Source organism: Enterococcus canintestini, from assembly GCF_001885735.1.
GTDB lineage: Bacteria > Bacillota > Bacilli > Lactobacillales > Enterococcaceae > Enterococcus_C > Enterococcus_C canintestini.
On sequence record NZ_JXKG01000009.1, the window covers coordinates 45,042 to 64,953 of the forward strand.

At 36.4% G+C, this 19,912-nt stretch carries 20 protein-coding genes, 1 tRNA gene and 1 other annotated feature; of the genes, 19 read left to right on the top strand and 2 right to left on the bottom strand.

The features are described 5' to 3' along the window. Nucleotides 1–190: 190 nt before the first annotated feature. The 8 genes from RU96_RS06910 (at nt 191) to upp (ending at nt 8,711) form a co-directional block, all read left to right on the top strand. The gene (locus RU96_RS06910) at nt 191–760 is read left to right on the top strand and encodes a thymidine kinase (protein ID WP_071864812.1); all 570 of its coding nucleotides are present in this window, start codon (nt 191–193) and stop codon (nt 758–760) included. Nucleotides 761–827: 67 nt separating this feature from the next. Continuing rightward, nucleotides 828–1,901, top strand: a complete 1,074-nt coding sequence (gene prfA, locus RU96_RS06915; RefSeq protein ID WP_071864813.1) for a peptide chain release factor 1 — start codon at nt 828–830, stop codon at nt 1,899–1,901. Then, complete coding sequence (prmC, locus tag RU96_RS06920; protein WP_071864814.1) at nt 1,894–2,727, top strand: peptide chain release factor N(5)-glutamine methyltransferase; 834 nt, start codon at nt 1,894–1,896, stop codon at nt 2,725–2,727. Before prfA ends, prmC begins: the two co-directional genes overlap by 8 nt. 200 nt (nt 2,728–2,927) lie before the next feature. Further along, nucleotides 2,928–3,959: an L-threonylcarbamoyladenylate synthase gene (locus tag RU96_RS06925; protein WP_071864815.1), complete on the top strand. Its 1,032-nt coding sequence runs from the start codon at nt 2,928–2,930 to the stop codon at nt 3,957–3,959. 128 nt (nt 3,960–4,087) lie between these two features. Next, nucleotides 4,088–5,338 (top strand): serine hydroxymethyltransferase, encoded by a 1,251-nt coding sequence (gene glyA, locus RU96_RS06930; protein ID WP_071864816.1) that lies wholly within the window; start codon nt 4,088–4,090, stop codon nt 5,336–5,338. A gap of 312 nt (nt 5,339–5,650) precedes the next feature. Beyond that, complete coding sequence (locus tag RU96_RS06935) at nt 5,651–6,409, top strand: ABC transporter ATP-binding protein (protein ID WP_071864817.1); 759 nt, start codon at nt 5,651–5,653, stop codon at nt 6,407–6,409. Further along, a complete protein-coding gene (locus RU96_RS06940; protein ID WP_071864818.1) occupies nt 6,402–8,024 on the top strand; it encodes an ABC transporter in 1,623 nt (540 codons plus the stop codon). The genes RU96_RS06935 and RU96_RS06940 overlap by 8 nt, the downstream gene beginning before the upstream one ends. Before the next feature lie 57 nt (nt 8,025–8,081). Continuing rightward, nucleotides 8,082–8,711 (top strand): uracil phosphoribosyltransferase, encoded by a 630-nt coding sequence (gene upp / locus RU96_RS06945; RefSeq protein ID WP_016172861.1) that lies wholly within the window; start codon nt 8,082–8,084, stop codon nt 8,709–8,711. Between the two features lie 76 nt (nt 8,712–8,787). Here upp and RU96_RS06950 read toward each other — a convergent pair whose 3' ends face one another. Beyond that, complete coding sequence (locus tag RU96_RS06950) at nt 8,788–9,579, bottom strand: glycerophosphodiester phosphodiesterase family protein (protein WP_071864819.1); 792 nt, start codon at nt 9,577–9,579, stop codon at nt 8,788–8,790. Nucleotides 9,580–9,794: 215 nt separating this feature from the next. Then, nucleotides 9,795–9,867: transfer RNA gene (locus RU96_RS06960), tRNA-Thr, on the bottom strand. A gap of 126 nt (nt 9,868–9,993) precedes the next feature. On the opposite strand from RU96_RS06960, the gene RU96_RS06965 reads away from it, so the two are divergent. The 11 genes from RU96_RS06965 to sufU all read left to right on the top strand — a co-directional run bounded on the left by RU96_RS06965 (nt 9,994) and on the right by sufU (nt 19,871). After that, nucleotides 9,994–10,233: a hypothetical protein gene (locus RU96_RS06965; RefSeq protein ID WP_071864821.1), complete on the top strand. Its 240-nt coding sequence runs from the start codon at nt 9,994–9,996 to the stop codon at nt 10,231–10,233. A 361-nt stretch (nt 10,234–10,594) separates the two neighbouring features. After that, nucleotides 10,595–11,788, top strand: coding sequence for an FtsW/RodA/SpoVE family cell cycle protein (locus tag RU96_RS06970; protein ID WP_071864822.1), 1,194 nt, complete (start codon nt 10,595–10,597; stop codon nt 11,786–11,788). Nucleotides 11,789–11,832: 44 nt separating this feature from the next. Next, entirely contained in the window at nt 11,833–12,189 is a 357-nt protein-coding gene (locus RU96_RS06975; RefSeq protein ID WP_071864823.1) for an arsenate reductase family protein, read from the top strand. A 1-nt stretch (nt 12,190) separates the two neighbouring features. Then, a complete protein-coding gene (locus tag RU96_RS06980; protein WP_071864824.1) occupies nt 12,191–12,529 on the top strand; it encodes a glycine cleavage system H family protein in 339 nt (112 codons plus the stop codon). Nucleotides 12,530–12,587: 58 nt separating this feature from the next. Continuing rightward, nucleotides 12,588–12,844 (top strand) — a binding site (T-box leader). Between the two features lie 74 nt (nt 12,845–12,918). Then, nucleotides 12,919–13,953 (top strand): methionine ABC transporter ATP-binding protein, encoded by a 1,035-nt coding sequence (locus tag RU96_RS06985; protein WP_071864825.1) that lies wholly within the window; start codon nt 12,919–12,921, stop codon nt 13,951–13,953. Beyond that, complete coding sequence (locus RU96_RS06990; RefSeq protein ID WP_071864826.1) at nt 13,946–14,632, top strand: methionine ABC transporter permease; 687 nt, start codon at nt 13,946–13,948, stop codon at nt 14,630–14,632. The genes RU96_RS06985 and RU96_RS06990 overlap by 8 nt, the downstream gene beginning before the upstream one ends. A 43-nt stretch (nt 14,633–14,675) precedes the next feature. Beyond that, on the top strand, nt 14,676–15,521 hold the full coding sequence (locus RU96_RS06995; protein ID WP_084035474.1) for a MetQ/NlpA family ABC transporter substrate-binding protein: 846 nt from the start codon (nt 14,676–14,678) through the stop codon (nt 15,519–15,521). A gap of 567 nt (nt 15,522–16,088) precedes the next feature. Continuing rightward, complete coding sequence (gene sufC, locus RU96_RS07000; protein ID WP_071864828.1) at nt 16,089–16,859, top strand: Fe-S cluster assembly ATPase SufC; 771 nt, start codon at nt 16,089–16,091, stop codon at nt 16,857–16,859. Between the two features lie 15 nt (nt 16,860–16,874). Then, nucleotides 16,875–18,155, top strand: a complete 1,281-nt coding sequence (gene sufD, locus RU96_RS07005; protein ID WP_071864829.1) for a Fe-S cluster assembly protein SufD — start codon at nt 16,875–16,877, stop codon at nt 18,153–18,155. Next, the gene (locus RU96_RS07010) at nt 18,152–19,387 is read left to right on the top strand and encodes a cysteine desulfurase (RefSeq protein WP_071864830.1); all 1,236 of its coding nucleotides are present in this window, start codon (nt 18,152–18,154) and stop codon (nt 19,385–19,387) included. Before sufD ends, RU96_RS07010 begins: the two co-directional genes overlap by 4 nt. Further along, nucleotides 19,374–19,871 (top strand): Fe-S cluster assembly sulfur transfer protein SufU, encoded by a 498-nt coding sequence (gene sufU / locus RU96_RS07015; RefSeq protein WP_071864831.1) that lies wholly within the window; start codon nt 19,374–19,376, stop codon nt 19,869–19,871. The genes RU96_RS07010 and sufU overlap by 14 nt, the downstream gene beginning before the upstream one ends. Nucleotides 19,872–19,912: the final 41 nt, after the last annotated feature.

Genomic DNA, 19,912 nt, shown 5'->3' on the forward strand with positions numbered 1-19,912 from the left:
CAACAAACAACCCAAACCCAACAAACTTTTCTTTTCATTTTCTTACTCCCTAAAAAAGCCATCGTCTGATTTTGACGGTGGCTTTTTTGTTTTTCCAGTGAACTTTCAGCTATTTCTAAAAAGAAATTCCTACTGTAAAAAGCTGACTATTTCCGCTATAATAGCAAAGAGTGAAGCGGAGGAATTGGTAATGGCACAATTATTTTTTAAATATGGCGCAATGAATAGTGGTAAAACAATTGAAATCTTAAAAGTTGCCCACAACTATGAAGAACAAGACAAGCCTGTCGTTATTATGACAAGTGGATTAGATACACGTTCAGGAGTTGGAAAAGTTTCGAGCCGTATTGGCTTACAAAGAGAAGCACTTCCAATTTTTGCTGAGACCAATGTCTTTGATACGATTAATAATTTAACGTTTAAGCCTTACTGTGTGTTAATTGACGAGGCACAATTTTTGCAAAAACAACATGTTTTAGACTTTACTAGAATTGTTGATGAATTGAATATTCCTGTGATGGCATTTGGTTTAAAGAATGATTTTCGTAATGAATTATTTGAGGGGTCAAAATATTTATTGCTTTATGCAGATAAAATCGAAGAGATGAAAACAATTTGTTGGTTTTGTCATAAAAAAGCAACTATGAATCTCCACTATATTGACGGCAAGCCCGTTTATGAAGGCGATCAAGTTCAAATTGGCGGAAACGAAGCCTATTACCCTGTTTGTCGCAACCATTATTTTCATCCAGAAATATAAAAAATTATCTTTAGTAGAAAATACACTCTACTAAATTATCTATCTCATAATAAAGGAGCAAAACAATATGTATGATCAGCTGCAAGCGATTGAAGATCGTTATGAAGAATTAGGCGAGCTATTAAGTGATCCAGACGTAATTAGTGATACGCAGCGCTTTATGGAGCTTTCAAAAGAAGAAGCCAATACCAGAGAAACTGTAGAAGTTTATCGTCGTTATAAACAAGTTGTTGATGGCATTAAAGATGCTGAAGAATTATTAGGTGAAAACTTAGATGATGAAATGGCAGAAATGGCCAAAGAAGAATTAAGTGACTTGAAAAAAGAAAAAGAAGTATTAGAAGATCGTATTAAAATTTTGTTATTGCCAAAAGATCCAAATGATGACAAAAATATCATTATGGAAATCAGAGGCGCTGCCGGCGGCGATGAAGCGGCACTTTTTGCTGGTGACTTATTTAATATGTATCAAAAATACGCTGAAGCCCAAGGGTGGAAAGTCGAAGTTATGGATGCCAATATTACTGGTATTGGTGGGTACAAAGAAGTAATTATGATGATTACTGGAGATAACGTCTACTCCAAACTAAAATATGAAAGTGGCGCTCACCGCGTTCAACGTGTACCATCGACAGAATCCCAAGGACGAATTCATACTTCAACTGCGACAGTGGTCGTTATGCCAGAAGCAGAAGAAGTGGAAATTGAAATTGCAGATAAAGATATTCGAACTGATATTTATCACGCTTCAGGTGCGGGTGGTCAGCACGTCAATAAAACTGCTTCTGCGGTACGTTTGACTCACATTCCCACCGGCATTGTCGTAGCGATGCAAGATGAACGTTCACAGTTGAAAAACCGCGAAAAAGCGATGAAAGTTTTGCGGGCACGGGTTTATGATCAAATTTCTCATGAAGCTCAAAGTGAATACGATGCAACCCGTAAATCAGCTGTAGGTACTGGGGATCGTTCTGAACGGATTCGTACGTATAATTTCCCACAAAACCGAGTAACCGATCACCGAATTGGCTTAACGATTCAAAAATTGGATCAAATTTTAGCTGGAAAATTAGACGAAATTATCGATGCCTTAATCATGTACGATCAAACATCGAAATTAGAAGAGATGCAAAATGGTTAAGACTTATCGAGAAGCTCTGTTAAGAGCTTCTTCTTTTTTAGAAGCAGCGGGAAAAGAAGGACATAGTATTGAGTTTGTCTTTTTAGCCCGCAAAGGTTGGGATAAGACCAAGTGGTTATTAAATATGAATCAACCAATTTCAGCCAGCGATGTACAGCAAATAAAGGCAGATTTAGAGGCGTTATTAGCCAATGTTCCCCCCCAATATCTGTTAGGCTATGAATATTTTTATGGGCATAAATTTAAAGTAAACGAAGCCACTTTAATTCCTCGACCTGAAACAGAAGAATTGGTTGAGTGGTGTTTAAAAGAAAATGCTAAAAATACAACCAAAAAAGTAGTGGATGTCGGGACAGGAACAGGTGCGATTGCTATTTCGTTAAAATTAGCGCGCCCGAATTGGCAAGTAACAGCTGTGGATATTGTCCCAGAAACATTAGCTGTAGCCAAAGAAAATGCCGAAATGTTAGGGGCTAAATTAGATTTTGTCTTAGGCGATACGTTAACGTGGGCCAAAGAAGAGTATGATTTAATTATTAGTAATCCGCCTTACATCAGTGCCAGTGAGTGGGAACTAATGGATGAAAGTGTGCGGGAATTTGAGCCGAAAAGCGCATTGTTTGCTACAGAAAATGGTTTAGCAATTTATCGTAAATTAGCCCAACAAGCCCAACAAGTTTTAGCAAAAGATGGTCAAATCTTCCTTGAAATTGGCTTTAGACAAGGTGAGGCGGTCAGTGAAATTTTTCAACAGGCCTTTCCGGATAAAAAAATTCAAGTAAAAAAAGACTTAAGCGGAAATGAACGAATGGTCTATGTGCATTAATTATTACGCAAACTTGTGGAAAAAAATTTTTTAAAATTGTTTCACGTAAAAAAAACATAGCTAGCAGAATGGTTTCACAATAAAAAAGTTATTAACAAACTTTTGCACACTTGACAAATCGTTTATCCACAAAAAGTGGATAACTTTAATGAAATTGTTGAAAACTCGCTTATTTTGTAAAAAAAGGATGTGGATAAAAATTGGAAACAAAGGTATACCAAACTGACCAACTACAAGAAGCTGCCGACAAATTAAAAGCAGGCGAACTGATTGCATTTCCAACTGAAACAGTCTACGGATTGGGAGCTAATGCGCTTTTACCAGATGCAGTCAAAAAAGTTTTTGCTGTGAAAGGCCGCCCTAGTGATAACCCATTAATTGTAACAGTCGCCAATTTTGAAATGGTAAAAGATTATGTGGATAACTTTCATCCTTTAACTGAAAAAATTGTGAAAACATATTGGCCAGGACCATTAACTTTGATTTTTACTATTAAAAAAGATAGTTTGCCGTCGGTTGTCACTGGTGGTTTATCCACAGCTGCTTTTCGCATGCCAGCCAATAAAAAAACACGTGATTTAATTACTTTGGCAAATGTTCCTTTAGTAGGGCCCAGTGCTAATACTTCTGGTAAACCAAGTCCGACTACAAGTGAGCACGTTTATCATGATCTACAAGGCAAAATTGCGGGGATTGTGGATGACGGTGCGGCTCAAATTGGTTTAGAGTCAACAGTCTTAGATTTAAGTGACCCAACCAGTGCACCGGTAATTTTACGTCCCGGTGCAATTACTCAAGAAGAATTAAGTCAAACATTAGGTGTAGCGGTGGTGTTGGATAAACATCTTGTCGGTGAATCAGAAGCGCCCAAAGCACCAGGAATGAAATACAAACATTATGCTCCTGATACAAAAGTTTTGCTGGTAAAAGATGGCGATTGGCAAAAAGCCAAAGAATGGGTAAAAGTGAATCATTTGCGGGCTGGCGTTTTGGCGGGGCCAAAAATTTCAGAAGAAATGCGCTATGATACCGCTTGCGTCTTTATGTACAGTCAAGATACTGCCAGTGCGGCGGCTAAGGGGCTTTTTGCTGGTTTGCGGGCATTAGATGATAAAGCACTAGCTTTAGATGTGATTTTGGCAGAAGTTTACCCAGAAACAGGAATTGGGGCAGCCTATATGAATCGTCTAAAAAAATCGGCCAACCAACAATATTTTGTAGCTGAAGATTAATCGAAAAAATAAGGGGCGAAAGATTTCTTTTGCGCCTTATTTTTGTGATACAATTTCAATACTAAGTGGCTTTTAGACTTAGCTTAAAAGTTCTAAGAAAACGAGTGTTAATTAAAGGAGTGGCTAAAATGGATTATCGTGAATTTGACCCAGAATTATGGGAAGCTGTGGATAATGAGTTCAATCGTCAGCAAAATAACTTGGAGTTAATAGCTTCAGAAAATATTGTTTCACCGGGTGTTTTAGCAGCTCAAGGTAGTGTATTGACGAATAAATACGCAGAAGGTTATCCGGGCCGACGCTATTACGGTGGTTGTGAATTTGTTGATATCGCAGAAAACTTAGCGATTAATCGGGCTAAAGAATTATTTGGGGCCCAATTTGCAAACGTTCAACCCCATTCTGGTTCACAAGCTAATACAGCAGCATATTTGGCTTTGGTTCAACCTGGCGATACAATTTTAGGAATGGATCTTGCAGCTGGCGGGCACTTAACTCATGGTTCAAAAGTAAACTTCAGTGGTAAAACCTATCACTTTGTTAGTTACGGTGTGGATCCCACTACTGAAGTTATCGATTATAACGTTGTACGTATTTTAGCGCGTAAACATCAACCAAAATTAATTGTTGCCGGTGCTAGTGCTTACTCTCGGACAATTGATTTTGCCAAGTTTAGAGAAATTGCCGATGAAGTTGGTGCCAAGTTAATGGTCGATATGGCGCATATTGCTGGCCTTGTTGCCGCAGGCTTACACCCATCGCCAATTCCTTATGCGGATATTACCACTACTACGACGCATAAAACATTACGTGGACCTCGTGGTGGAATGATTTTAACCAATGACGCCGATTTGGCTAAAAAAATTAATAGTGCAGTTTTCCCTGGCATCCAAGGCGGGCCACTAGAACACGTAATTGCGGCTAAAGCTGTTGCGTTTAAAGAAGCACTAGACCCAAGCTTTAAAGAATATAGTCAACAAGTTATCAACAACGCGCAAGCGATGGCTAAAGTCTTTAATCAAACACCAGAAACACGGCTGGTATCTGGAGCAACAGATAATCATTTATTGTTAGTTGATGTTAGAGGACTAGATATCACTGGTAAAATAGCGGAAAATATTTTAGAAACAGTTAATATTACGCTAAATAAAAATTCTATTCCTTTTGAATCACTTAGCCCAACAGAAACAAGCGGTATTAGAGTAGGAACACCGGCTTTAACAAGTCGTGGCTTTAAAGAAGAAGAAAGTACTCAAGTTGCGCAATTAGTAGTGAGTGCACTAAAAAATCGTGAGGATAAAGCGGAATTAGCTAAAATTAAGGCGAGCGTTAAACGATTGACGGATCGTTTTCCAATTTATCAAGATCTAGAGAAATAAATTTTATGAGCAGGCGATGGCAATTTTTTGTGCCATCGCCTCTTTTTTTATTTAACTTTTTTATGAAAAATAATATTTTTCCAATAGTTTTAGGAAATTTTCTATCTTAATTATGCTTATTGTAACTAGCTTAAAATTTATAATCTTCGTACTAAATTTTCTATAAGAAATAATCCATTTTTATTCGTGAAAATAAAATACACATTTTTATCCCTGTCAGATTGTAGTATGATACTTAATAATACGGGGATTTACTTTACGTAAAAAATTAAAACCACTAGTTTAAAGGTGTTTTAATAGGGAGTGAACAAAATGATTACATTACAAGAGTTAGGAAAAGATTATGGGACAAAAACAGCATTACAAAATTTAAGCTTGACGATTAAAGAAGGCGAAATTTTTGGCTTTTTGGGACATAATGGGGCCGGAAAATCAACTACCATCAAAAGTTTGGTCAGTATTATTGAACCAACTCGTGGTCAAATTTTAGTCGATGGCAAAGAACTTTCAGCTAATCGCATGGAAATCAAAAAAAGAATCGGTTATGTTCCGGATACACCTGATATTTTCTTGCAATTATCTGCTGGAGAGTACTGGGATTTAATTGCGGCAGCCTATGAGTTAGAAAATAAAGAAAATCGACTAAAAGAATTAGTTGAATTATTCAGTATGGAAAATCATGTGAATGAAACATTGGCGAGCTTTTCTCATGGGATGCGTCAAAAAACGATTATTATTGGGGCGCTATTGCCAGATCCGGATATTTGGATTTTAGATGAACCAATGCAAGGTTTAGATCCGCAAGCATCTTTTGATTTAAAAGAATTAATGAAACAACATGCCGCAAAAGGTAAGACCGTTATTTTTTCAACCCATGTGTTAGACACAGCACAACAGTTATGTGATGAATTAGCTATCTTAAAACAAGGCGAACTAATTTATAACGGTTCAGTCACTGATTTATTAGCCGAAAACCCAGAAGAATCTTTAGAGGCAATTTATTTAAAAATGGCAGGTAGAAAAAATAGCGAAGAAATTGTCAAAGAACTAGCAGGTGAGAGCGATGAGTAAGCAGTTAAAAGCTTTAATTGCTGTCAGTTTACGTTATTCCAATCCACAAGTAACGGATCGTTTGCGTAAAAAAGGACGCAAAAATTTATCGGTGGCAATTATAAATCAGTATTTATTATCAGGCCTTATCTTTTTAGCAGTTTATGGTTCTATGCTTTTTATGACTAATTTTGCGAAAATGCCAGGAACATTTACGTATTTTGCCACGCTATTTTCTTTATTAGGCTTATCCCAAGGGGTAAGTGTTATTTACAATATTTTCTTTGAGAGTAAAGATTTAGGTAGTTATTTACCTTTACCTTTTAAGCAAAGTCAAATTTTTATTGCAAAAAACATTGTGGTGGCGTTGTCAGTCGTTCCGTTTATTATTCCACTTCTTGTTTTGTTTTTACTAACGAGTTTAAAAAGTGGGGTAAATATTTTTCTAGCAATTTTTCTGAGTGTTGTCTTGTTTGTGGTCGTACTATTAATTTTATTTGCAGTATGCAGTTTAATTGTTTTTGGTCTGACCCGAACAAAAGTTTTTCAAAAACACAAAAAACTGATGACGACCTTGCTTTTATGGGTCACGATGGGTTTAGTTATTATTGGTATTATGCTGATGAACCGTGATTCAGCAGATGACTATTTAGCCGATCGTAATATTATTTTGCCACTGTTGCCATTATTTCATATTGTTCATGCTCCTTTTTCTAGTAGTGGCTTATTGAGTTTAGCAGGAGTGATTGGCTTTTTACTCATTTTAGCTTTCTTAGTGAAATGGCAAATTTTACCCCAACTTTATGAACAAGTAACGACTATTTCTAGTACCGATCAGGTTGTCCGCCGTGTGCATAAGAAAAATCAAAATCTAGCGCAAGTGTTACGACGATATAATTTTGAACTGGTAAAAAATCCAACGTTAATCACTCAAGTTCTCTCGTCATCGTTGATTTTTCCAGTTGTCTTTATTGCTACTTTTGCTTTTAATGGGGATTTTAATTTGAGTCATTTGCCTTTAAAATTTGCAGGTGTCGCTTTTTTAAGTGGGATTATTTTAGCGTTCATAACGATTAATCAAACCTCATTTGTGGGGAACTTAATTTCTTTAGATGGTGAAAACTATTCTTATATGCAAACTTTGCCAATTAGCCGCAAAGATTATCTAGTCGAAAAATTTAAAGCTGGTCTATTAATTCAAGGTGGAATTTCGCTAATTTTAGCTTTCGCGACTGGACTTGTTTTAAAAGCTTCTTTATTGTTCCTGCTATTCTTTGTAGTTGGGGCGATTTTAGGAACAATCCTCTTATCGCAATTTTATTTTGTCCGCGATTATCGTTTACTTTTGGTGGATTGGACGAATTTTAGTCAACTTTTCTTACGGGGAAGTGGCCGTGTGGGGCTAATTTTTATGATGTGGGGGAGTATGATTATCGGAGCTTTATTGATTGGAGGCTACATTTTACTCTTAAATATCATGGCTGCGACTCTTGTTAACAGTATTGTGGCCGTAGTGATAGTTACAATCAGTATTGGACTAGTTTATTACTATCGCCATAATTTCTGGCAAAAATTAGATCAAGTTTCTTGGCAGCGCAAAATTGAATTGGCACGCCAGAAAAAAATGAAGGGATGAGTTGTTAAACTAGCGCATTTGCTTTAAAATAAAATAAAAACTAAAGGAGTTTTTACAATGGGCAAATTTCAAGTAATCGATCATCCATTGATCCAACACAAATTAACAATTATTCGTGACAAAAATACTGGTACAAAAGTATTTCGCGAGGTTGTTAACGAAATCGCAATGTTGATGGCTTATGAAGTATCTCGTGATATGCCATTAGAAGATATTGATATTGAAACACCAGTAGCGCAATCAACGCAAAAAACACTAACAGGTAAAAAAGTTGCGATTGTGCCAATTTTACGGGCTGGTTTAGGCATGGTAGATGGTATCTTGGAATTAATTCCAGCAGCTAAAGTCGGACATGTCGGTTTATACCGTGACGAAGAAACGCTACAAGCTCACGAATATTTCTTCAAAATGCCAGAAGATATCGACAATCGTCAAATCTTTGTGGTCGATCCAATGTTAGCAACTGGTGGCTCTGCTATTATGGCAATTGATTCATTGAAAAAACGTGGTGCGTCTAACATCAAATTTGTTTGTTTAGTGGCAGCTCCAGAAGGTGTGCGGGCATTACAAGAAGCACATCCTGATATTGATATCTTTACAGCGGCTTTAGATGACCATTTGAATAAGCATGGTTACATCGTTCCTGGTTTAGGGGATGCCGGTGACCGCTTGTTTGGTACAAAATAATAGCTAAAAAATTACTGACGCCAAAAGTTAGACTAAAAAGCTAGCTTTTGGTGTCAGTATTTTTTTTGTTTTTAGCTTAAATAGATAATTTATAAAAAAACTTCTTCTCTAAAGCTATTGCTTTGGCGGTATAATTTGTAAAGTAAGTGTCCACTCTAAGTTTAATCGCATTTTCAATTTCTTTAGTAGTATTTAGTGTCCAAACGTTAAATTCCTTGTTGTGCTTGTGAACGAGTTCAACATTGTCCGTGGTCATAAGTTTTTTCTCAGCAGAAATAATGTCAACATTTTTTTCTTTAACACCTGACTCTAATTTATCTTGTGTATTAACAAGTAAAAGCTTTTTCATATCAGGAAAGACTGCTTCAAGATTATTGAGTGCTTTAACATTTGAAGCTTGCACGATAATATTGTTCTCGAGGTTATTGTCTTTTATAATTTTTTTAAATAGAGAGGTTTGTAAATCATTTTCTTTCAATTCAATTACATAATGTACTTTATCTTTGTATTTATTGAATACATCTTGTAGTTTAAGAATCCTGTCCCCATTAGCAGTTTTTAAATTATTTATTTCACTATCAGTCATGTCGGAAAAATTCTTATTTACGCCCGTAATTCTTTTAGCTGAGAGATCGTGAGAAATATATAAGGTACCATCTTTAGAAGTTACTAAATCTTGTTCTATAAATTTTGATCCATATAAAATAGCTAAATCGTATGCTGAAAATGTATGCTCAATTTCTTCACCAGAAGCACCTCGATGAGAATAAATTTTTGCAGTGGCATTTTTATTGGATAGAAATATGAATAAATTAAAAATTAAAATTACTAATATTACTAAAAGAAAAGCAACAGATATAGGTCTAATTGTATTATTTTTTTGTGACGCATATTGGTCCCACCTTCATTTTTATCATCTAGATTGTATCATAGTAATAGAAGAAGAAAAGCACCTATTAATACTTACAAACTATAAATTGTCACTTACTTCAGCTTTAGGAGCATTTAAAAATCTCTGCCCCAAGATGAAATTTAGGTAAAATATACAAAAAAAGAAGCCTTGATTAACAAGGCTTCTAGCTATGCCAGCTGCAGGGATCGAACCTGTGACCTACGCGTTACGAGTGCGTTGCTCTACCTACTGAGCTAAGCTGGCGAGTACGTTAGAAATTATAGCAAAAATAAATTATTTGTAAAGACAAAACCCTTCTATGAAACAATGACTTAGAAAATTTTCACAAAGTGTGGTATACTAGTATTAATTAAAGGGAGGTTTTCTATAGTGGCAAGTTTTGGTAAGTTTGAAACAACAATTATTCCATCGGATGCAGGCAAAGGTTTTCAGGTCGATACCCATGTGAAATTTTCAATTTACGGAAAACCGCAGACCGGTACCGTTACGAAACAGTTAAAAAATTCTGCCGTCGTTGAAATCGATGAAACTGGCGATAATCAACAACTTATGACTCAAAGTAATGGTGTCATGATTATTAATTACAAACAATTGGAAAAGTTAAAATAGTCTTTTTGACTTAAGTTGACATCTCAGTCAGCTTGAGTCCTATTTTTTTGGTTGAATTTTTATAGCTAAAGTATTTTTGACAAAAAATGAAAAATGCGGACAGTAGAAATTTTTAAATTTTTCCTAGGGTATTATTCCCTTCTTTTCTTTCCCTTCATTAACCTCTATAATGAGGAAGTGCACTTTTTTACTGATTAAAATTTAGATTATAAAACGTAGGAGAAACACTGTAATTAGTTTTTTTACAGTGTTTGGCTGAACGAACGCGAGGACTTCATTATTTTGTTAGAGTTTAAAAATCAAAGCAATAATTAAGATCTTAAATGCGTTTTGTAAAGCTTTTTTGGAAAGAAGAGGAATCATGGAAAACAGACGATCAAGAAATGATAATCGGATTGATTATGGTGTAATTTTACCAGTCTTTTTGTTGTGCTTAATCGGGCTAGCGGCATTGTACGTTGCCTTGACGCATGACCGCAATAATCCTAATGTTCTAGCAGGAGTAGCAAAACAAGCGGTTTGGTATGGCGTTGGCACAGTAGCAATTGTTGTTATTATGCATATGAAGTCCAAATGGATTTGGAAATTAACACCTTACATTTATGGTGCGGGTCTTATAATTATGACTTTATTATTGAAATTTTATGACCGCAATTTAGAAAGTGTAACAGGTTCAAAAAACTGGTTTACTTTTGGGCCAGTGAATTTTCAACCCGCTGAATTGATGAAAGTAGCTTTAATCTTGATGCTAGCACTCGTTGTAACGACCCATAATGTGAAGTATCGCAACCGTAATTTACCGACAGACGGCTTACTTATTTTAAAAATTCTCGCTGTTTCGTTACCGGTTTTAATTTTAGTTATGTTGCAAAAAGACTTCGGGACGATGTTGGTGTTTGTCGCCATTATTGGCGGTGTCTTTTTAATGTCAGGGATATCTTGGCGGATTTTAATTCCTCTAATCGCAATTTTTGCAATTGTAGGAGGAGGAACTATTTTTCTAGTGACAACAGAGGTTGGTCGTGACCTTTTATATCACGTGGGCTTTAAATCTTATCAATTTGCCCGGATTGATTCTTGGTTGAATCCTTTCCACGATATGCAAGGCAACTCTTATCAATTGGCGTATGGCTTGTTGGCAATTGGTTCTGGAGGCATGCTGGGTAAAGGGTTTAATGTAAGTGATGTCTATGTGCCGGTTAGAGAATCAGATATGATTTTTACTGTTATTGGAGAAAATTTTGGTTTTATCGGTAGTGCTTTTGTGATCCTCTTGTATTTTATCTTAATTTATCATATGATTCGCGTATGCTTTGATACAAATAATGAATTTTATGCTTATATCGCAACGGGAATTATTATGATGATTTTATTCCACGTGTTTGAAAATATTGGAGCAAATATTGGACTTTTACCATTAACTGGTATTCCACTACCTTTTATTAGTCAAGGTGGTTCAGCTATTTTGAGTAATATGATTGGTATTGGATTGATTTTGTCGATGCGTTATCAAGCGGAAACAAAAAAAGAAGAAAAAGATGCTACTTTTGCTTAAACGTGGTAAAGTGAATGCGGAAATAAAAGTAAAGGAGCAAGGCTATGCTGACTTTATATTGGTATCCAAAATGTAGTACTTGTAAAAAAGCGAAAGCGTGGTTAGATTCCCAAGATATCGCTGTTCAAACCATTGATATGGTGCAAAATCCGCCAACTGCTGCAACTTTAATGCATTGGATGGAAGAAAGTGATTTGCCGATTCGTCGCTTTTTTAATACGAGTGGGATGAAGTATCGTGAAATGGGGCTAAAAGAACAAGTGCCCAATTTGTCACTTCAAGAAGCTAGTGAATTATTGGCAAGTGATGGGATGTTAATAAAACGTCCAATTTTAGTGCGTAACGACAAGCTTTTGTCGATTGGTTTTAAAGAAACTGAATATGAAGGGATCGCGAAATAAGATGCAACAAAAATGTTTGAAAACAAAAGATAATTTGTGGGTATTGTACAATGGAAATGAGTATGTCGTTGGTTTAACGGAAGCTGCGCAATCTGATTTAGGTAAAGTAACATTTGCCTCATTGCCAAAAGCCGGTCAAACGTTTAAACAAGGCACACCACTAGTTGAAGTAGAAGCAGAAAAAGCAGTTCAAGAATTTCCAGCACCATTAAGTGGCACGATTTCTTCTGTCAATGAAAAAGCGTTGGAAAATAGCGATGTCTTAAACGACGAAGATGAAATGAATGCTTGGCTAGTTGCATTTAAAGATGTTGACGCCACAGAATTCCATGAACTGTAAAATTTTTCTGAAAATATTTGACAGTTGATTTTTACCTTGTTATAATTTCACCAATAACTTGAAAGCTTTGAAAAGAAGAGTACATGTCACCGACATTTCACAGAGAGCCTGGGATGCTGCAAACAGGTAATGAAGGTAAGATGGAAGATGGTCTTTGAGCAGAGTAAGTGAGCACATAAGCAAGCTTATTACGGGAGTGCCCGTTATAGCACGACAGTATGCACGATTTAGGTAAGTACTGGGTAAGGTTATAGTTGTGAAACTGTAACAAATTAAGGTGGTAACACGAAATTGCGACAGCTTTTCGTCCTTTTGTAATCGAAAGAATTACAAGGATGGAAAGCTGTTTTTTTATTGCTGAGAAGTAAACAAAGAAAGAGGCTGAAAAAATGGCTTTAATAAAACTGACAGATGTCAAAAAAAGTTTTAACGTCAAAAAGCAAACTATTCATGCAGTAGATGGTGTTTCCTTGACGGTTGATAAAGGTGACATCTATGGTATTGTCGGTTATTCCGGCGCAGGTAAATCGACTTTAGTCCGTTTGTTAAACGGATTAGAATTAGCAACTAGTGGTAGCGTAGTCGTAGATGGACAAAATATTGGTACTCTAAAAAATAAAGAATTACGAGATTTTCGTAAAAATGTCGGGATGATTTTTCAACACTTCAATTTATTGTGGTCCCGGACTGTTTTAGAAAATATCGAATTGCCGATGGAACTTGCAGGTATTCCGAAAGAAAAACGCCAACAAAAAGCACAAGAACTTTTAGCTTTGGTTAATTTAGAAGGTCGTGGTGATGCCTATCCAGCCCAATTATCTGGAGGCCAAAAACAAAGAGTAGGTATTGCCAGAGCTTTAGCCAATGATCCTAAAATTTTACTTTGTGATGAAGCAACAAGTGCGCTTGATCCCCAAACAACTGATGAAGTACTGGATTTATTATTAGCAATCAACCAAAAGTTGAACTTGACGATTGTTTTAATTACCCACGAAATGAATGTTATCCGCAAAATTTGTAATAAAGTGGCGGTGATGGAATTAGGTAAAATTGTTGAAGAAGGAGAAGTATCAAAAGTCTTTCGTAATCCTCAACAAGCTGTAACAAAACGCTTTGTCCAACAAGACTTACAACCAAGTGAAGAACCAAAAGAAGTCTTACAAGAATTTATTGCAGAAAATCCTAATGGCTTGCTCGCTACACTTGTTTTTAAAGCAGACAATGCCAATGAACCAGTGATTTCACAAGCAATTCGTCAGTTTGATGTCGACATTAACGTAGTGTATGGTAATATTCGTCAATCAAAAGAAGATTCATTTGGCTCTTTAACTGTCTTAATTACCGGCGCAGAAGATGCGATTGATAAAACAATGGCATTCTTTTCTGCCCAACAAGTAGGAGTGGAGGTGTTGCATCGTGGATAAAAGCTTTTCTGAAACGTATCTAAATTTTGATAAAGTGGACTGGGCTAAGATGCAGACATCCACTATTGATACACTGTATATGACGGTTGTTTCGATGATTGTAGTTTTTGTTTTAGGTATTTTATTAGGTTTATTATTGTATAGCTTAGGACGCAAAAAAAGCGCTAGTTACCAGATCTTATACAATATCGTCTCGATTATTAGTAATATTTTTCGTTCAACCCCGTTTATGATTTTGATGGTTTTAATTATTCCTTTTACGAAAACATTGGTGGGAAGTATGATTGGAGCCAGTGCGGCTTTACCTGCTTTGATTTTATCAGCGGTTCCTTTTTACGCTCGTTTAGTTGAAATTGCTTTTCGGGAAGTATCTCCTGGTGTACTAGAAGCGGCTAATGCCATGGGTGCTAATTATTGGCAAGTTATTTATAAAATTTTAATCCCTGAAAGCATGCCAGCGTTAGTTTCTGGTTTTACCGTTACTTCTGTTTCTATGATTGGTTTTACAGCGATGGCTGGCGCGATTGGGGCTGGCGGTTTGGGATCATTGGCGTGGTCTGAAGGTTTCCAATTAGGGAATCAAACGGTTACTTTGGTTGCCACAGTCATCATGTTACTGATCGTTTTTATCGTCCAAGGTCTAGGAGATTACTTCACACAAAAATTAGATAAACGCTAAAAGTGTCGAAGTTTAAAAATTAAAATTTAAAGGAGAAATGAAAATGAAAAAATTATTTGGTCTAGCAACAGTATTACTAGCAACAATCACACTAGCCGCATGTGGCAATGGCGACTCAAAAGATGATGCAACAAATAATTCATCAGGTGAACAAACAAAACTAGTCGTAGGAGCTACCACTAGTCCCCATGCTGAAATTTTAAATGAAGCCAAACCTTTATTGAAAAAAGAGGGCGTAGATTTAGAAGTTAAATCATTTACAGACTACACTTTATTGAACAAATTACTCGCTGAAAAAGAAATTGATGCCAACTACTTCCAACACAAACCATATTTTGAAGATCAAGTAAAAGAAAATGGTTATGATTTTGTGGATGCCGGGGCAATTCACATTGAACCAATGGGTATTTACTCAAAAGATATTAAAAGTGTAGATGATATTAAAGACGGTACAACGGTTATTACATCTAATTCAAATACTGACTGGGGCCGAATTTTAACTATCTTGGAAAATGCTGGGCTAATCAAATTGAAAGATGGCGTTGAGAAAACAACTGCTACTTTTGATGATATTGCTGAAAATAAAAAAGACTTAAAATTCAAACACGACATTGATCCTGGTTTATTAGTCCCAACTTATGAAAATGAAAAAGATGCTTTAGTAGCAATCAATGCCAACTTTGCTTTAACAGCTGGTTTAAATCCTGAAAAAGATGCGTTACTAAAAGATGATGATAACTCTCCTTATGCAAATATTATTGCCGTACGTAAAGGCGATGAAGACAAACCTGCGATTAAAAAATTGATTGCAGCCTTGCATAGTGATGAAGTGAAAAAATTTGTAGACGATAAATGGAAAGGTTCCGTTAAAATCGTGGACGCAAACTAATAAAGTGATAAACGAGTAGCCGCAAATAGCGGTTACTCGTTTTTTTATAATAGAATGAATGACATAATTTTTTTATAAGGATATATTTTAAAATTCCATCTTATTGCTTGAGAGTTGACCAAGTTCATTTAGCTTTTCTGAGATCTAGCACATGAACTAACTCTCTACGGCAATAAGCTGAAATTTGAAGAAATTTGAAAAGCAATTTATTAAAATTCTATCTTATTGCTTGAGAGTTGAGCGAGTCCATTTAGCTTTTCTATGATCTAGCACATGAACTAACTCTCTACGGCAATAAGCCAAAATCTTGCGAAATTTGAGAAACAATTTAACAAGATTTCGTCTTATTGCTTGAGAGTTGACCAAGTTCATTTAGCTTTTCTGAGAAATAACAAATTTGGAGACGGAAAAGTTTTGCTTTTTGTTCTTTTAATTTATAATTATTCTAAATTAAAAATAATTAATTCTATAATAGTAAAAGCATAAGCAAATTTGTTCATCTGAGTTTGCTTATCATTCTCAATTAGCGTAAAATGAGTGAGAATGAAAAATGATGGAGGCGAGACGATGGCAACGTTAGAAATTAAAAATTTACATGTAGCAATCGAAGATAAAGAAATCTTAAAAGGCGTGAACTTAACGCTAAATACAGGCGAGATTCATGCCATTATGGGACCAAATGGAACAGGGAAATCAACTTTATCAGCTGCGATTATGGGCAATCCAAATTATGAAGTAACGCAAGGTGAAATTTTACTTGATGGTGAAAATTTATTGGAAATGGAAGTTGATGAACGGGCACGGGCAGGTTTGTTTTTGGCGATGCAATATCCAAGTGAAATTCCAGGTATTACCAATGCTGAATTTATGCGGGCTGCAATCAATGCAAAACGAGAAGAAGATGACAAAATTTCTGTAATGGACTTTTTGAAAAAATTAGATAAGAAAATGGAATTACTAAATATGCCAGAAGAAATGGCAGAACGTTATTTAAACGAAGGATTTTCTGGTGGCGAGAAAAAACGAAATGAAATTTTACAATTACTAATGTTGGAACCAACTTTTGCCATTTTAGATGAAATTGACTCAGGGCTTGATATTGATGCGCTAAAAGTTGTTGCAAAAGGTGTAAATGAAATGCGTGGCGCTGATTTTGGTGCGTTAATTATTACCCACTACCAACGCTTATTGAACTACATTACACCAGATGTGGTGCACATCATGATGGATGGACGTGTGGTATTAACTGGTAATGCTGATCTTGCTAAACGCTTGGAAGCAGAAGGTTATGCTGGAATCAGTAAAGAATTAGGTATTGATTACAAGGAAGAAGTTTAAGAGGAGGTCAAGTTGATGACAGAATTGAAAAAGTTACTGGCTGATGTGACCACCTTTTCTGCTTACAAAGAAGAACCAACTTGGATGTTGGAATTACGTTTAGCGGCATTAGAAAAAGTTGATGAAATGTCTTTACCTAAAATTGATCGCGTACGTTTCCATCGCTGGCCATTATTAAATGTGACAAGTGAACATCTAAGTGTTGAACCAAAAGAAGCAGGGGTCGCAGCTTTTGATGTGATGGCAGATAATCCGATGTTAGCCCAAACAGACGATACCACGGTTTTTGAACAGTTACCACAAAATCTAGTGGAACAAGGTGTTATTTTCACGGACATTTTCACCGCGGCAAAAGATTATCCCGAATTGGTCAAAGAATATTATATGACCAAAGCTGTAACACCTTTTGAAGATAAATTAACTGCAGCACACGCCGCTTTTATGAATAGCGGATTGTTTTTATATGTTCCTAAAAATGTTGTCATAAAAGAACCAATTGAAGCAATTTTAAATCAAACTGGTGCAGAACATTTCTTTAAACATATTTTAATTGTCGCTGATGAGCATAGTGAGTTTACTTATTTAGAACGCTTTAGCTCAACTGCTGAAGATGCTAAAAAACAAGCTGCCAATATCGTGGTGGAAGTAATTGCTAAAGCTGGCGCTAAAGTAAAATATTCTGCGATTGACCGATTAGGTGTTAATTTAACTACTTATTTGAATCGTCGTGGCTATGTTATGCGAGATGCAATGGTGGATTGGGCCATTGGGGTTATGAATGACGGTGATGTAGTAGCAGACTTTGATACGGATTTAGTTGGCGATGGAGCCCATTCTGAAATTAAAGTTGTAGCTATTTCAGCTGGCAAACAAATTCAAGGAATTGATACTCGAGTTACTAATAAAGCGCCTCATTCTATCGGTCATATTTTGCAACACGGTGTCATTCGTGAAAAAGGAACTTTAACTTTTAACGGCATCGGACATATTTTAAAAGGTGCAAAAGGTGCAGATGCCCAACAAGAAAGTCGTGTTTTAATGCTTTCTGATAAAGCTCGCGGGGATGCTAATCCAATTCTTTTAATTGATGAAAATGAAGTAACTGCTGGCCATGCTGCCAGTGTTGGGCGAGTAGACCCAGAAGAAATGTATTACTTAATGAGTCGTGGCTTACCAAAAACAGAGGCAGAACGTTTAGTTATTCGTGGTTTCTTAGGATCAGTGATTACAGCAATTCCGGTTAAAGAAGCTCAAAAAGAATTTATTGACGTGATTGAAGGGAAGTTGAATCAATGATTGATGCGCTAAAATTACGACAAGATTTCCCGATATTGCATCAATTAGTAAACGATGAACCATTGGTTTACTTAGATAACGCTGCGACTACCCAAAAACCAGAAGCAGTTTTAGCTAAAGTAGCAGCTTATTATCATCAAGACAACGCAAATGTTCACCGCGGGGTTCATACTTTAGCAGAACGAGCAACCAAATCCTATGAAGCTGCTCGTGAGAAAGTTCGTGCGTTTATTAACGCCAAAGAAACAGCAGAAGTGTTGTTTACTCGAGGAACAACTACTGGTTTAAACTGGGTAGCGAATAGTTTTGGAGATCAATTTATTGAAGCCGGCGATGAAATCGTGATTTCTTATATGGAGCATCATTCCAATATCATTCCTTGGCAACAGTTGGCCCAAAAAAAAGGCGCAAAATTAATTTATATCAACATTACGCCAGAAGGATATCTAGATTTAGCTGACGCTAAGCGTAAGATTGGGACGAAAACGAAAATTGTCTCTATCGCTCAAGTATCAAACGTTTTAGGTGGCATTAATCCCATTCAAGAACTAGTTACGTTGGCTCACGAAAACGATGCGATTATGGTGGTTGATGGTGCTCAAGCGGTTCCTCATATGAAAGTAGACGTCCAACAACTAGATGCTGATTTTTATGCTTTTAGTGGGCATAAAATGTGTGGCCCGACAGGAATTGGGGTCTTATATGGTAAACGTAAGTGGTTGGAACAAATGGAGCCGGTGGAATTTGGCGGTGAGATGATTGATTTTGTGAATTTGTATGACAGCACTTGGAAAGAATTACCGTGGAAATTCGAGGCGGGTACACCTAATATTGCTGGTGGAATTGGTTTGGGTGCTGCAGTAGATTACTTAACTGAAATTGGCATGGATGAAATTCATGCTTATGAACAAAGTTTAGTTGATTATGTGATGCCAAAATTAAAAGCGATTGAAGGGGTAATGGTTTATGGTCCGCAAGATCCAAAAGATCACACTGGTGTCATCGCCTTTAATATTGAAGGGTTACATCCCCATGATGTCGCCACGGCCTTAGACATGGAAGGCGTTGCGGTTAGAGCCGGACATCACTGTGCGCAACCGCTATTGAAGTATTTAAATGTACCAGCAACAGCACGAGCAAGTTTTTATTTTTATAACACTAAAAAAGATGCGGATCGCTTAATTGATGCGATTCACAAAACAAAGGAGTTTTTCCAACATGGCTCTATCTAAATTAGACAATTTATATCGCCAAGTCATTCTAGATCATTCCAGCCATCCACACCATCGCGGAACGTTGGGAAAATCAAATGTGACCATTGAAATGAACAATCCAACTTGTGGCGATGTGATTCATTTGGAAGTAGAAGTAAACGATGGTATTATCTCAGATATTGCTTTTGACGGTAGTGGCTGCTCCATTAGTACAGCGAGTGCTTCGATGATGACAGATGCTGTGATTGGAAAACCATTATCAGAAGTTGAAAATTTAGAACAAATGTTTTCTGACTTAGTCCAAGGAAAAGTTGTACCTGAAGCGGATAAACTAGGAGATGCAGCGATGTTAAGTGGCGTGGCTAAATTTCCTACCCGTATCAAATGTGCGACATTAGCTTGGAAAGCGTTAGAAAAAGCGGTTTTGGATTCTAATACTGGCATTGCAGAAACAAGTTCTATTCATCCACATGAAGAAGATAGCTTAGGTAAAAACAATTAAATAACTTTTACCTATTAAATTGAAGCTATATAAGGAAGACG